Raw genomic sequence first — 12,603 nt, forward strand, 5'->3', positions numbered from 1 at the left:
GAGTCCTCCATCGGGCTTCGGTTGTCATGACAATGCGCCAACCGCGGCCGGGGTTCCGCCCGGATGCCCTGCCGCGGATCGGGCACGCCGATGAGGAACCGCAAGACCCCCGCACTGCGAAGCGCCTGATACCTGCGAAAAACCGCGTGAAAGCGCCCTTGGCACCATCGGCATCCCAGCCGCGCACCCGGTGCCCGTCAAGCGCGGATCATGGGCGCTACAGCGCGCGGCCCGGCTTGCCCGCCGAAGCATCAGGCCGGGCACCCTGCGGCTGTGCCAGTCGCAGCCGCGTCTCCCACCCATGACCCTGATCATCGTGCACGCGCCCCATCTCCAGATCGGCATGGATCTGCAGGGCAAAGGCGGTCATCAGTTCCTGGCCCAGCCCCTCGGCGGCGCTGTCGCCTTCCTGCGGGGCGACGGAATTGCGCACGCGCAGTTCGATTTCTCCGCCATGGTTGCGGCATGTGACCTGCAACAGCGCCGGTTCGCCCCGGGCCGACGGGGCGGCATGCTTGAGCGCATTGGTCAGGGCCTCGGCGAACAGCAGGGCCGCGGGGATGATCTTGTCGGGCGAGATCACCACCGGATCGAAGTGCGTTTCAACCGTCAGATCCCCTGCGCCGGACCTGGCGATCGAAAGCGTCTCGGTCAGGATGGTTTCAAAGAACGCCGTGGCGTCGGTTTCCGGGGTCAGCTTCTGTTCATAAAAGGACCGGTGGATCGTCGCCAGGGAGCGGACCCGGCCCTGCACACCCTGCAGGATGGCCCGGGCCGCAGGGTCGCTGACCCGGCGGCCCTGCAGATTGAGGATCGAGGCGATCAGCTGCAGATTGTTCTTCACCCGGTGATGGACTTCCTTCAGCAGGGTGGATTTCTCTTGCAACGCGTCTTCACGCTCGACCTCATCACGCCGGATCAGGAGTGCCATCTTGTTGAAGGTGGAATCGATCTCGCGCAATTCGCGGGGGGCCTCTTCGGGCAGGCGGCGAAAGGTATCGCGGTGGCCCAGGGCAAAGCTGCGCAGCTGGCTGTTGATCTGGCGCAGATGCCGCACCACCAGATAATGCACCGCCAGCAAGACCACGGCGATCGAGGCCACCCACATCAGCACCGGAAAGCCCAGACGCCAGAAGGGCAACCCATCATCCACCGGAAGTTGCCCCGGGTCCCGGCTGCCCAGCACGAACAGCCGCCCCGGTGTCAGCTCGGCCATGGTAAAGACGCGCTCTTCCCCCTCCTTGTTCTCACCATGCAGCCGGGCCTGGGGGGCCTGCATCAGCATCTCCAGAACCTCGGGCGGGGGCAGCAGGGCCGGGCCATCGGGCAGTTCAGCGCGGCTCAGCGGCGCGCCACGGTGGTTCAGCAGCACGGTGGCCGTTTCCTGGCTGCCGCCATTTTGCGAGACCGAGATCATGTCCAGCTGATCGCGCGAGACCGATACCGACATGAACCCCAGCAGCACGTCTTCATCGAACACCGGCCAGTTTGCCAGTACCACCGCGCGCCGCCCGATGGTCCCACTGGACTGATAGGTGAAATGGGCGCCTGGATCGCTCAGCGCATCGATGAACCCCGGGTGGTCCGAGACATCGATGATCTCATCCACGGTGCTGCACCGTATCACGCCCGAGGCTTCGACAAACCCGGCAAAGCCGAACAGCCCCGAGGCATCGATGCGATCGGCCAGGTATGCGCTGCATTCGGGGTCATCCAGGTCTTCGCGCGCTGCCATGTCCGCAGCCAGACGCCGGGCCGAGGCCATGGCGCTTTCCAGCAGCGCATAGGAGCCTGAGACAGAATCGACCGTGCGGGCAACCAGGGCGGCCTCGGTGGCCTCCTGTTCGGCGCGCCAGCTTTCGTATTCGGAATAGATACCGATCAAGCCAAGCGGCGCGAGCGCCAGCGTCAGCAAGGTGGCCAGACGGATGGCAAGGCGGTTGCGGAACCCCGGCACGGACGTCTCAGCGCCCGTTCGGGGCCGCGTGGAGGCGCGCTGCCTCTGCTGCCCCGAGAAAAATGCCGGAACCAGCGCGCTGGCGCACCGCAGGACCCTGGTGATCCTTGTCTTTCAGACTGCGCATGGGTGCTTCAGGCCCCTGTTGATACGTGGTGTTTCGCTATCCGCTGCGGTGTCGCGCCCTTCGCGGGCGCAATTCGTTGCCTTGAAACGTGACCGAGGCAGATTTGGTTCCCGCTGCGTATGGATAAAGCGCGGATCGCTCCGAACTGTGGCTTCTCGGTCACATCAGGCCGCAGTGCGGCCCGGCACCTGCCGGCCGCAGCGCCGCCCCATGCGCTTGATGCAGGGGCAGCGAAATGCGAAAAGATGCCTTCACATTGCAGGATACCGCCCATGACCGGCCAAGCCACCCAAAGCCAGCCACAGAAGCTGATCGTGATCCTGGCTGCTGCCGCGCTGGCCGCGGGGCTCGCCTATGTGATGGTGGAGGCCTCCGGGCGGCTGGCGGCGCTGTGGCTGGTGGGGGCCGGACTGGGCTTTGCGCTCTATCATGCGGCGTTCGGGTTCACCGGGGCGTATCGGACCTGCATCGCCACCGGGCGCAGCGGGGCGGTGCGCGCGCAGATGCTGATGCTGGGGCTGGCGGTGCTGCTGTTCTTTCCGGCGCTTGCGGCGGGGACAGTGTTCGGCCAACCGGTGCGGGGCTTCGTCTTTCCCGCCGGGTGGGAGGTCGCGCTGGGCGCGTTCCTTTTCGGGATCGGCATGCAACTGGGCGGGGGCTGTGCCTCGGGGACGCTCTACACCACCGGGGGCGGGGACACGCGCACGGGGATCACGCTGGTCTGTTTTGTTGCCGGGATGACGCTGGGCGCCTGGGATATAGACCGCTGGGCGGCGCTGCCCGCCTTGCCGCCGATCTCGCTGCCGCAGACGCTGGGGCTGTGGCCCGCGCTGGCGCTGAACCTGGGCGCCTTTGCGCTGATCGCCTGGGCGCTGGCGGCGCGCGAACGGCGCCGCACCGGGCAGGTGGAGCCGCTGTTTCGCCGCCCCGGTGCGCATTTCCTGTCCGGACCCTGGCCGCTGGCCTGGGCGGCCTTCGCGCTGGCGGGGCTGAACTTTGCCACGCTGGTGATTGCCGGGCGGCCCTGGGGGATCACCCAGGCCTTTGCCACCTGGGGCGCGCGGGCCGCCGAATCGCTGGGCCTGGCCGATCCGGTCTTCTGGCCCTATTGGGAGGACCCCACCCGCATCGACCTGCTGCATCGCCCGCTGGTGATGGATGCCACGCATCTGATGAACCTCGGCCTGATCCTGGGGGCCTTCCTGGCCGCGGCATGGGCGGGGCGCTTTGCCCCGGACTGGCGGATCGGCTGGCGCCCGCTGCTGGCGGCGGTGCTGGGCGGGCTGCTGCTGGGCTATGGCGCGCGCATGGCATTCGGCTGCAATATCAGCGCCTTCTTCTCGGGCGTGGCCTCGGGCAGTGTGCATGGCTGGGTCTGGATTGCGGCCGCGGTGCCGGGGAATATTCTGGGAATGAAGCTCAGACCGGTATTTCATCTTTCGAAGTGACAGTATGGCGGAACGGCGTTCTTCTTGCAATCATGGCAGTCATCAAAACCGGAAATCCGTTCCAAAATGCCTATATTTCCTGTAAACACGTCCCGATTGAGGAGAGGACGCACATGACACGGAAACAGCTTCTCGCGGTCAGCTTGCTGGCCGGAATCGCCGCCACTGGCGCCAAGGCAGATGATCGCACGCCGTTGCTGGCGCAGTCCTGCGCGGGCTGCCACGGCCAGTCCGGCGAAGGCATGGGCGAGATTGCCCGCATCGCCGGATATGATCGCACGGCCTTCATCGCCATCTGGGAGGAGTTCCGCAATGACGAACGCCCGGCAACGATCATGAACCGCATCGCGCGCGGCTACACGGATGACGAAGTCGCCATCCTGGCCGATTATTTCTCGTCGATCGAATAAGGAGCCATGGCCATGACCACCCTTACCCGCCGCAGCTTTGGCGCCCTGATCGGCGCATCCGCCACAACCCTGGCAACGCCGGGGCTGTTGCGCGCAAACAGCACCGGTCGGCTTGTGATCATCGGAGGCGGTTTCGGCGGTGCCTCGGCCGCCCGCTTCGCGCGGATCAACTACCCCGATGTCGATGTCACGCTGGTCGAACCCTATCCGACATTCGTCACCTGCCCCTATGGCAACCTGATTCTGGGCGGCAAGCGGACGCTGCCGCAGATCACCCATTCCTATGACGGTCTGCGTGCGCGCGGCGTCAACGTGGTGCAGGACCGCGCCGCCGATATTGACCCGGATGCCAGGACCGTGGCGCTGGAGAGCGGCGCATCGCTGCAGTATGACAAGCTGATCGTCTCACCCGGGATCGGGCTGCGCTGGGGCGCCATCGACGGCTATGACCAGGCCGCGACCGAGGTCTTTCCCCATGCCTGGATGGGCGGGGACGGCTCGCAGATCACCAACCTGCGCGCCCAACTGGAGGCCCTGCCCGAAGGCGGCGTTGTCGGGCTGGCCATCCCCGAGAACCCGTTCCGCTGCCCACCGGGGCCGTATGAGCGGATTTCGATGATCGCGCATTACCTCAAGCAGACCAACCCGACGGCCAAGATCCTGGCCTTTGACAGCAAGGAAGGTTTCTCCAAGCAAGGGTTGTTCGAGGACGTCTGGGCCGAACTTTACGGCGACATGATCGAATGGATCCCGGCCAACCAGGATGGGCGCATCGTGGCGGTGGATGTCCAGAACAAGCTGTTCATCAGCGAATTCGGCGAAGAGCACCGGGTCGATGTCGGCAATGTGATCCCGCCGCAGACCTCGGCCGCGATCGTACGCGACACGGGGCTGGCCAATGACACGGGTTGGGTGCCGGTCAATTCCCGCACATTCGAGGCTGATGCCGCGCGCGACATCCATGTGATCGGCGATGCCACCATCGCGGGGCCGATGCCGAAATCCGGCTATATCGCCAATTCGACGTCGAAAACTGCTGTCTCGGCGGCGCTGGCGGATCTGACCGGGGGTAGCGCGCCCAGCGATCCGGTCTATTTCAACACCTGCTACAGCCATGGTGGCGAGGATTACGGGATCTCGGTGGTGGCCGTGTTCCGCGCGACCGATGACGGGTTCGAAGCCACGCCGGATTCGGGCGGCCTGTCGCCCCGGGGCCCGCTGTCCGAACTGGCCGAGAACCGGCGGCTGGAGGCGCGCTACGCGGACGCCTGGTATGACAGCATCACGCGGGACATGTTCTCGTAAGAGGCAAGCGAAAGGAGCCTGCATGACACTTGATCGGCGGCATTTTCTGCGCGGGGCGGCGGTATCCGTCGCCCTTGTCCTTGTCAGCCCCTCGGCCTTGCGCGCGGCGCAGGGCACGGAATGGGAGGACTGGCGCGACGGGATTCTGGACGGGCGCGAGGCAACCGAGGGCGGGATCGACCTGGACCTGCCCAATATCGCCGAAAACGGCGCGCAGGTGCCGCTGGGCGTGCGCATCGACAACCCCATGACCGAAGACGACCATGTGCGCGCGATCCATGTCATCGCCACCCGCAACCCGGCGCCGGATATCGGCAGTTTCCACCTGACCCCGCATCTGGCCCGGGCAGAGGCGTTCACCCGCATCCGTCTGGCCGAGGAGCAGGAGATCCTTGTCCTGGCCGAACTGTCGGACGGGCGGGTTCTGGCCCAGGCGGCCCGGATCACCGTCTCCGTCGGCGGTTGCGCAACCTGAGAGGAGGCTTTCCATGTCCACACCCCGTGTTCGCCTGCCCCGCTCTGCCAGCGCGGGCGAGGAAATCGAAATCCGCACCCTGATCGATCACCCGATGATCACCGGGGTGTCGTCATCCGACAGCCGCAACATGCTGGAGCGGTTCGAGGCCCGGCTCAACGGCGACACCGTCTTTCGCTATGACTTCGGCAATGGCAGCGCGGCCAACCCCACATTCACCTTCTACGTCCGCGCTGCCGCGCCCGGAGATTTCGAGTTCATCTGGACCCATGAGGACGGCACCGAGTTCCGCGCGGATGGCAGCGTCTCGGTCAGCTGACCCCGGCCCACGGCCCGCCCGCGCCAAGGGCCTGCCGTGGCGCGCGGCCCCCCGGCTGTGGGACTTCGGCGCGCCCGCGGGACGGGCCGTTTGGCGCCCTGCCCCGGCCGGGCGCATGCGTCAGCCGAAGCGGCCGGTCACGTAGTCATTGGTCCGCGGCACCTTGGGGTTGGTAAAGATCGTCTCGGTCGCGCCATATTCGATCAGCCGCCCCAGATACATGAAGCCCGTGTTGTGCGAGACGCGCGCGGCCTGGGTCATCGAATGGGTGACGATGACGATGGTATAGGTGCCTGCAAGCTGGCTGATCAGATTTTCGATCTTGGCCGTGGCAATGGGGTCCAGCGCCGAGCAGGGCTCATCCATCAGCAGAACCTCGGGGTCCGAGGCGATGCCGCGGGCGATGCACAGGCGCTGCTGCTGCCCGCCGGACATGCCAAGGGCGGAGTCGTGCAGACGGTCCTTGGCCTCATCCCACAGTGCAGCCGAACGCAGGCAGCGTTCCACCGTGTCATCCAGGATCGACTTCTTCGTCACCCCGTCCACGCGCAGCGGATAGGTGACATTGTCATAGATCGACATGGCAAAGGGGTTGGGCTTCTGGAACACCATCCCCATGCGCTTGCGCAGGGCGATCACATCGACCCCCTTGCCGTAGATGTCAAACCCGTCAACCTCGATCTTGCCGCTGATGCGCAGCCCGTCCACCAGGTCATTCATCCGGTTCAGGCTGCGCAGCAGCGTGGACTTGCCGCAGCCCGAAGGACCGATCAGCGCTGTCACCAGCCCTTTCTGGATGGGAAATGTGGTGTCGAACAGCGCCTGGGTTTCACCATACCACAGGTTGAAATCCTTGATATCCAGCGCCACGCCCTGGTTGCCGGTCTTGTAGTGATAGGAGGTCTTTGCGGTATCGTCGGGCGATTGTGCAAGGGTGGTTGTATCGCTCATGGGGTGCGTCCTCAGAACTGGCCGTCGGCGTATTTGCGTTTCAGCCGGTTGCGGATGGTGATGGCGGTGGCGTTCATGGTCACGATCAGGGCCAGTAGCAGCAGCGTGGTGACGAACACCATCGGCTTGCCGGCTTCGGAGTTGCGCGACTGGAAGCCCACGTCAAAGATGTGAAAGCCCAGATGCATGAAGCTGCGGTCCAGGTGGATGAAGGGGTAGAAGCCATCGATGGGCAGGGCAGGCGCCAGTTTGACCACGCCGACCAGCATCAGGGGCGCCACCTCGCCCGCGCCGCGGGCCATGGCCAGGATCAGCCCGGTCATGATGCCGGGAAGCGCCTTTGGCAGCACCACATAGCGGATGGTCTGCCATTTCGACGCCCCGCAGGCCAGTGACCCCTCGCGCATCGAACGCGGGACGGCTGCCAGCGCCTCTTCGGTGGCCACGATCACCACCGGCACGGTCAGCAGCGCCAGCGTCAGCGAGGCCCAGAGGATGCCCCCCTTGCCGAAAGTCGGGTTCGGCAGGTTCTCGGGGTAGAACAGCTGGTCGATGGTCCCGCCCATGGTATAGGCAAAGAAGCCCAGCCCGAACACGCCATAGACGATGGAGGGCACACCGGCGAGGTTGTTCACCGAAATCCGCACCAAAGAGGTGACGCGCCCCTGCTTGGCGTATTCCCGCAGATAAAGCGCGGTGATGACGCCGAAGGGGGCGACAAAGACCACCATCAGCAGGGTCATCGCAACGGTGCCGAAGATCGCGGGCAGCACGCCGCCCTGGGTGTTCGCCTCGCGCGGTTCGGCCGAGACGAATTCCCACCAGCGGCTGAGGTAGATGCCGATCTTGTCGAAGATGCCAAGGTCATTGGCGGGAAACAGCCGGACGATCTGGCTGAGTTCGACATCGACCTCACGCCCGCCGACCTCCTGCATCTGGATGCGATACCGGCGGTCCAGTTCGCGCAACTCATTGACCTGTGCCTGCAACACCCGGAATTCATCCTGCCACTCGGCGATGCGGGCCTGACCTTCGGCCACGGCGGCCTGCGCCTCGGGGCTGTCCTCGCCATGGCGCAGGACGGCGCGGCGCTGGGCCAGGCGTTCACGTTCGATCTGAAAGTTGATCCGCCCGATGTCGCGCTGCTCCAGCCGCCGGATCTGGTTGAAGCGGTCCCGGGCGGCGGATTGTTCGCGGGCCAGCAGCGCGCGGTCCAGCGTGCGCGACTCCCCGTCTATGGTCAGCCCGGCGATCCGGCCGATGAACACGCCCCAGACCTGACGCTCGAAATACCAGTAATCCGGGGGGGTGGTGCTTTGTGCGACCTCGAAATCCGAAATCCAGCGGAAATCGTCGCCGTAGAGGTCAAAATTCGCCGTCTGGTAAAGTGTGCGGTTGGCGATCCCGTTGTTGTCTTCGATCTCGGCGCGCTGGGTGTCGTCCAGGCGCTGCAGCACATCCTCGCCCACACGGTAGGGTCCGCCGCGGGTGGCAACCCCGGCCAGCACGGTGCCGTCACGCAGCTCTACCTGTTCAACCGGTTTCGGCCAGAAGGTGGTGAACCCGTTCCAGGCGATCATCGCCAGAAACCCGGCGACCAGGATGATCCCCAGCGCCAGCGCCCCGCCAAAGGCCCAGAGCGCCGGTTCACCCACCGCCGAAAGGTCCGAGGAAAACCGCCGGACGCGGCGGCCGGCCGTGGCCTCACGCGCGGCGACCGCGGCAAGCCCGGCCGCACCCGAGGCCGGTATATCCTGTTCGGTGGAAACGGTCATGATGAAGATCCTCGGGCGTTACAGCTGAAAGGCGCGCTTGCGAAAGCGCTGGCGGATCAGTTCGGCAAGGGTGTTGATCACGAAGGTCATGATGAACAGCGTCAGCGCGGCCAGGAACAGCACGCGATAGTTGGTGCCGTCCTTCACCGCCTCGGGCAGTTCGATGGCGATATTGGCCGACAGCGTGCGCAACCCGGAAAAGATGTTCCATTCCATGATCGGTGTGTTGCCTGCGGCCATGACCACGATCATGGTTTCACCAACGGCGCGGCCCATGCCCATCATGATCGCAGAAAACACGCCCGAAGCCGCCGTGGGCAGCACCACCCACATCCCGGTCTGCCAGGGCGTTGCACCACAGGCGAGCGACGCGGCGCGCAGATGCCCGGGGACCGCGTTAAGTGCATCCTCGGCCAGGGTGTAGATGTTGGGAATGACCGCAAAGGCCATGACAAACCCCACCACCAGCGCGTTGCGTTGCTGATAGCTGTCCACGAACCCGCCGCGCGGATCATACCCCAGCAGGGTCAGCAGCGACGCCACCGCGTAGCTCAGCCCGATTGCCGTTGTCAGCAGCGCCAGCCAGCGCAGGATGTCCAGCCGCCCGGCCTGCGCGCGGTCCCTGTCCCCGATCAGCGCCCGCCAGTGATGGCCCAGCGTGCGCTTGAAGCTCCAGGAAACCGTCAGATAGCTGAGCGGGAGCAATATCAGGAACATGAAGGGCGTGCCGGTGCCGAACTGTCCCGTTGTCCAGCGCTTGAAATCGCCCTGGAACAGGAAATTCTCCAGCGTGGTGCCCATGTTGTAGGCCACGAAGGCGGACACGAAGATCATCGCCGCCATCAGCACGAATTTCGGAAAGCCATCGTATTTCAGCGCCACCGGCACCGGCAGCATCTGCCACAGGAACGCCCCCAGCATCAGCCCCGTGGGCAGCGCAAAGAAGCCCAGCAGAACCGCGCCGATCCATTCCTCGACCAGGGGCGCCAGCACCAGCGCGGCGACAAAACCCAGAACCACCGTGGGCAGCGATTCCATCATCTCCATCATCGGCTTGACGGTGGCGCGCACCCTTCGGTCCACGAATTCCGAGGTATAGACCGCCGCCATCAGCGCGATCGGCGCGGCGAACAGCATGGCATAGGACGCGGCCTTGATGGTGCCGAAGATGAGCGGGATCAGCGAATACTTGGGTTCGGCAAGATCGGTGCCGGCGGTGGATTGCCACACGAAGGTGGGCTCGGCATAGCCTTCATACCAGATGCGGCCAAAGAGGACGCGCAGCGTGACCTCGGGGTGGCGCTGGGTGTATTGCCAGGCCTCGACCTCGCCGCCCTGACTGACCAGCATCACCCCGTTGGAGCGCGGGAAGATCATGGCGCGCGAACTGGTGGTCACATCGCCCGAACGGGCCAACTCGAACAGCACCTGATCCGAGGTCGAATGATGCACATGCACATTGCCTTCGGCATCGACGGCGACAAATTCCTTCTGCCGCTGCGCCTCGGACAGATCGACCACCGCCGAAGGCATCGGGGCATGTTCGCGTGACCGGATCAGCTCACGCCCGTCGGTGGTATCCGGGGTGCCGGTCTGCAGGCGGAAGAACACACTCAGCGAGCCGTCTTCACCGCCGACGACCAGCGATTCCTCGCCCGACAGGAAGGTCATGGCGGTCACGGCGATGCCATCATCGGCCACGCGCCGGGTTTCGGCCAGTTGCGGTGCGTCCATGTTGCGCAGGTCATAGCGGTGCACAAAGCCGTCATCGGTTCCGACAATGGCCCGGTCCGCATTCCCCGACAGCAGGATCGACGTCACGTTCACGCCCGCGCCCAGCGCCAGCGGCGGCAGTTCGGTGGTGGTTGTGGTCACCGTCTCGGCGCCGGTCATCATGTTGACCTGAATGCGCGAGCGGCTGACCCGCACGATGTTGAGCGCATCGACCGTTGCAAAGGCGATGGTCGGCCGTTCGCGGGTTCCGCCCACGCGGTAATCAACAGCAATGATCGGAAGATCCGAGATCTGCTCGGCCTCGCCCAGTTCGACAACGCTGGAGAGGGTGCGGAAATCGCCGGTGCCGACTTCGGTGAACACGCGCCCGTCCAGCACACGGTCGCGCGCATCAAGCTGTTGCAGCCCCGAAGGCAGGTTGCGCCGCGCGGTGGTTTCGGTGTCAAAGCCCAGTTCGGCAAAACGCACGGTGCCATCGTCAAAGCCAAAGGCCACCCGGTCGCGCCCCAGCGTGCCGGCGACCGCCGTGACCTCGGCGCCGCCGAAGTCGAATTGCGCGCGGGAGATCTCGGTGCCGGTGGGCACATGATAGGTGATCACCCGGCCCTCGGCCGCGACGGCCAGGCCAAGTGTCTGAAATTCATCGCCATTCACCCAGATGACATCTTGCTGGGTGTCCAGCTGGTAGCGCACGTTGCCCTGCAACTCTCCGCCCGCCATCAGCGGCAGGACCACCCGGATCAGGAACACCATGATCCCGAACACGGCCACGATCACCATCAGGCCACCGACAGTGATCACCCCTCCGGCGATCCGTTCGCCCCAGATCACGGAGCGGCGGGTGTCCATGCTGCGCCTGCGGCGGCGTTCGGTGCGGGCTGCGTCGCTGTCACCCGGTGGCGATACGGAATCGGTCATGGGATATCCATTTGTCCAGCAAGGGCCGAAAAAGGCCAAGGGCCGGCGCGCTGGCGGCGCACCGGCCCCGGGCAGGTGTCAGATCAGTCCATCAGACCGAAGGCCTGCAGGTCCATCTCGGCGACCCGCTGGTTGACGGGGAAGAAGCCGGCGCGCACCACATCCTGCTGGCCCTGCTGGCTGTAGACATAGCGCACGAATTCGGCCCGCAGCGGTTCCAGTTCGGCGTTCGGGTCGACATTCATGTAGATGTAGAGGAAGCGCGCAATCGGATAGAGACCATCCGGCGCAGCATCGGTGGAGTAGCACTCGCCGTCATCGCCACGAATTTCCAGGGCGCGCACATCGGCGGTGGCATAGCCCACACCCGAATAGCCGATCCCGTTGATGTCCGAGGCCACGCCCTGGATCACGGTCGAGGAACCGGGCTGCTCGCGCACTTCGGGGCTGTAGTCGCCGCCGAACAGCGCGACCGAGCGGAAGTAGCCATAGGTGCCCGAGGCCGAGTTGCGGCCGTACATCGCAACGGGCCGGTCTGCCCATTCGCCGGTTGCACCGACCTGGCCCCAGGTGGTGATGGCTTCGTCCGCACCGCCAGCGCGGGTGGAGGAGAAGATGGCGTCGATGTCCTGCATGGACACGCAGGTGACCGGATTGTCACGGTGCACGAACACGCCGATGGCATCGATCGCACCGCGCATTGCCAGTGGCTCATAGCCGAACCGGGCCTCGAACTCCTCGATCTCGGAGTCGCGCATCGGACGCGACATGGGGCCGAACTGGGCGGTGCCCTCGACCAGTGCCGGGGGGGCGGTGCCCGAACCGGCGCCCTGGATCTGGACAGCCACGTTGGGGTAGAGCTGGCGGAAACCTTCGGACCAGAGGGTCATCTGGTTGTTGAGCGTGTCCGAACCGATCGACACGAGGTTGCCCGAAACGCCGTCCACCGCTTCGTAGGTCGGCAGGTTGGGGTCGACGGACTGGGCGTTCGCGGCGGTTGCCAGCGCAATGGCAGCGACGGACATCAGGGCGGCAGAGCGTTTCATGGAAACTCCTTGGTTTTCAGAGCCCGGCATCCGCGCCGGACGGTAAGGCTGCGTTTAATTGCCCTCGATGACGTCTATGCAAAACTTTCATGACAGTTGCATGACAGTCGGCCCGGAAATCCGGGCGGCGAAGTTTCG

The 12,603-nt window shown here is 65.3% G+C and carries 10 protein-coding genes; 5 read left to right on the forward strand and 5 right to left on the reverse strand.

What is annotated here, in order from left to right; genetic code table 11:
- Positions 1-217: 217 nt before the first annotated feature.
- Positions 218-1,957 (reverse strand): sensor histidine kinase, encoded by a 1,740-nt coding sequence (locus HUK65_RS19100; protein WP_179905559.1) that lies wholly within the window; start codon positions 1,955-1,957, stop codon positions 218-220.
- Positions 1,958-2,356: 399 nt separating this feature from the next.
- Between HUK65_RS19100 and HUK65_RS07615 the strand changes: the two genes are divergently transcribed.
- From HUK65_RS07615 to HUK65_RS07635, 5 genes are all read left to right on the forward strand, one after another.
- On the forward strand, positions 2,357-3,532 hold the full coding sequence (locus HUK65_RS07615; RefSeq protein WP_179905560.1) for a YeeE/YedE family protein: 1,176 nt from the start codon (positions 2,357-2,359) through the stop codon (positions 3,530-3,532).
- A gap of 113 nt (positions 3,533-3,645) precedes the next feature.
- Complete coding sequence (locus tag HUK65_RS07620) at positions 3,646-3,942, forward strand: c-type cytochrome (protein ID WP_179905561.1); 297 nt, start codon at positions 3,646-3,648, stop codon at positions 3,940-3,942.
- A gap of 12 nt (positions 3,943-3,954) precedes the next feature.
- Positions 3,955-5,247 carry an NAD(P)/FAD-dependent oxidoreductase gene (locus HUK65_RS07625; protein ID WP_179905562.1) on the forward strand — a complete coding sequence of 431 codons (1,293 nt, stop codon included), beginning with the start codon at positions 3,955-3,957 and terminating at the stop codon, positions 5,245-5,247.
- A gap of 22 nt (positions 5,248-5,269) precedes the next feature.
- Positions 5,270-5,722, forward strand: a complete 453-nt coding sequence (locus HUK65_RS07630) for a thiosulfate oxidation carrier protein SoxY (protein ID WP_179905563.1) — start codon at positions 5,270-5,272, stop codon at positions 5,720-5,722.
- A gap of 13 nt (positions 5,723-5,735) precedes the next feature.
- Positions 5,736-6,041 (forward strand): thiosulfate oxidation carrier complex protein SoxZ, encoded by a 306-nt coding sequence (locus HUK65_RS07635; RefSeq protein WP_179905564.1) that lies wholly within the window; start codon positions 5,736-5,738, stop codon positions 6,039-6,041.
- A gap of 120 nt (positions 6,042-6,161) precedes the next feature.
- On the opposite strand, the gene pstB is transcribed toward HUK65_RS07635, so the two are convergent.
- The 4 genes from pstB to HUK65_RS07655 all read right to left on the reverse strand — a co-directional run bounded on the left by pstB (position 6,162) and on the right by HUK65_RS07655 (position 12,465).
- On the reverse strand, positions 6,162-6,992 hold the full coding sequence (pstB, locus tag HUK65_RS07640) for a phosphate ABC transporter ATP-binding protein PstB (RefSeq protein ID WP_179905565.1): 831 nt from the start codon (positions 6,990-6,992) through the stop codon (positions 6,162-6,164).
- Between the two features lie 11 nt (positions 6,993-7,003).
- Positions 7,004-8,767 carry a phosphate ABC transporter permease PstA gene (gene pstA, locus HUK65_RS07645; protein WP_179905566.1) on the reverse strand — a complete coding sequence of 588 codons (1,764 nt, stop codon included), beginning with the start codon at positions 8,765-8,767 and terminating at the stop codon, positions 7,004-7,006.
- 18 nt (positions 8,768-8,785) lie between these two features.
- A complete protein-coding gene (locus tag HUK65_RS07650; protein ID WP_179905567.1) occupies positions 8,786-11,419 on the reverse strand; it encodes an ABC transporter permease subunit in 2,634 nt (877 codons plus the stop codon).
- An 83-nt stretch (positions 11,420-11,502) separates the two neighbouring features.
- Positions 11,503-12,465 carry a PstS family phosphate ABC transporter substrate-binding protein gene (locus tag HUK65_RS07655; RefSeq protein WP_179905568.1) on the reverse strand — a complete coding sequence of 321 codons (963 nt, stop codon included), beginning with the start codon at positions 12,463-12,465 and terminating at the stop codon, positions 11,503-11,505.
- Positions 12,466-12,603 lie beyond the last annotated feature (138 nt).

It is taken from the genome of Rhabdonatronobacter sediminivivens (assembly GCF_013415485.1).
Taxonomy (GTDB): Bacteria; Pseudomonadota; Alphaproteobacteria; order Rhodobacterales; family Rhodobacteraceae; genus Rhabdonatronobacter; species Rhabdonatronobacter sediminivivens.

What these genes read in the sequence shown, in the direction of transcription:
- HUK65_RS07615 (WP_179905560.1), top strand. Translation starts at nt 2,357, where the DNA reads ATGACCGGCCAAGCCACCCAAAGCCAGCCACAGAAGCTGATCGTGATC.
- HUK65_RS07630 (WP_179905563.1), top strand. Translation starts at nt 5,270, where the DNA reads ATGACACTTGATCGGCGGCATTTTCTGCGCGGGGCGGCGGTATCCGTC.
- HUK65_RS07655 (WP_179905568.1), bottom strand. Translation starts at nt 12,465, where the DNA reads ATGAAACGCTCTGCCGCCCTGATGTCCGTCGCTGCCATTGCGCTGGCA.
- HUK65_RS07620 (WP_179905561.1), top strand. Translation starts at nt 3,646, where the DNA reads ATGACACGGAAACAGCTTCTCGCGGTCAGCTTGCTGGCCGGAATCGCC.
- HUK65_RS07625 (WP_179905562.1), top strand. Translation starts at nt 3,955, where the DNA reads ATGACCACCCTTACCCGCCGCAGCTTTGGCGCCCTGATCGGCGCATCC.
- HUK65_RS07635 (WP_179905564.1), top strand. Translation starts at nt 5,736, where the DNA reads ATGTCCACACCCCGTGTTCGCCTGCCCCGCTCTGCCAGCGCGGGCGAG.
- pstA (WP_179905566.1), bottom strand. Translation starts at nt 8,767, where the DNA reads ATGACCGTTTCCACCGAACAGGATATACCGGCCTCGGGTGCGGCCGGG.
- HUK65_RS07650 (WP_179905567.1), bottom strand. Translation starts at nt 11,419, where the DNA reads ATGACCGATTCCGTATCGCCACCGGGTGACAGCGACGCAGCCCGCACC.
- pstB (WP_179905565.1), bottom strand. Translation starts at nt 6,992, where the DNA reads ATGAGCGATACAACCACCCTTGCACAATCGCCCGACGATACCGCAAAG.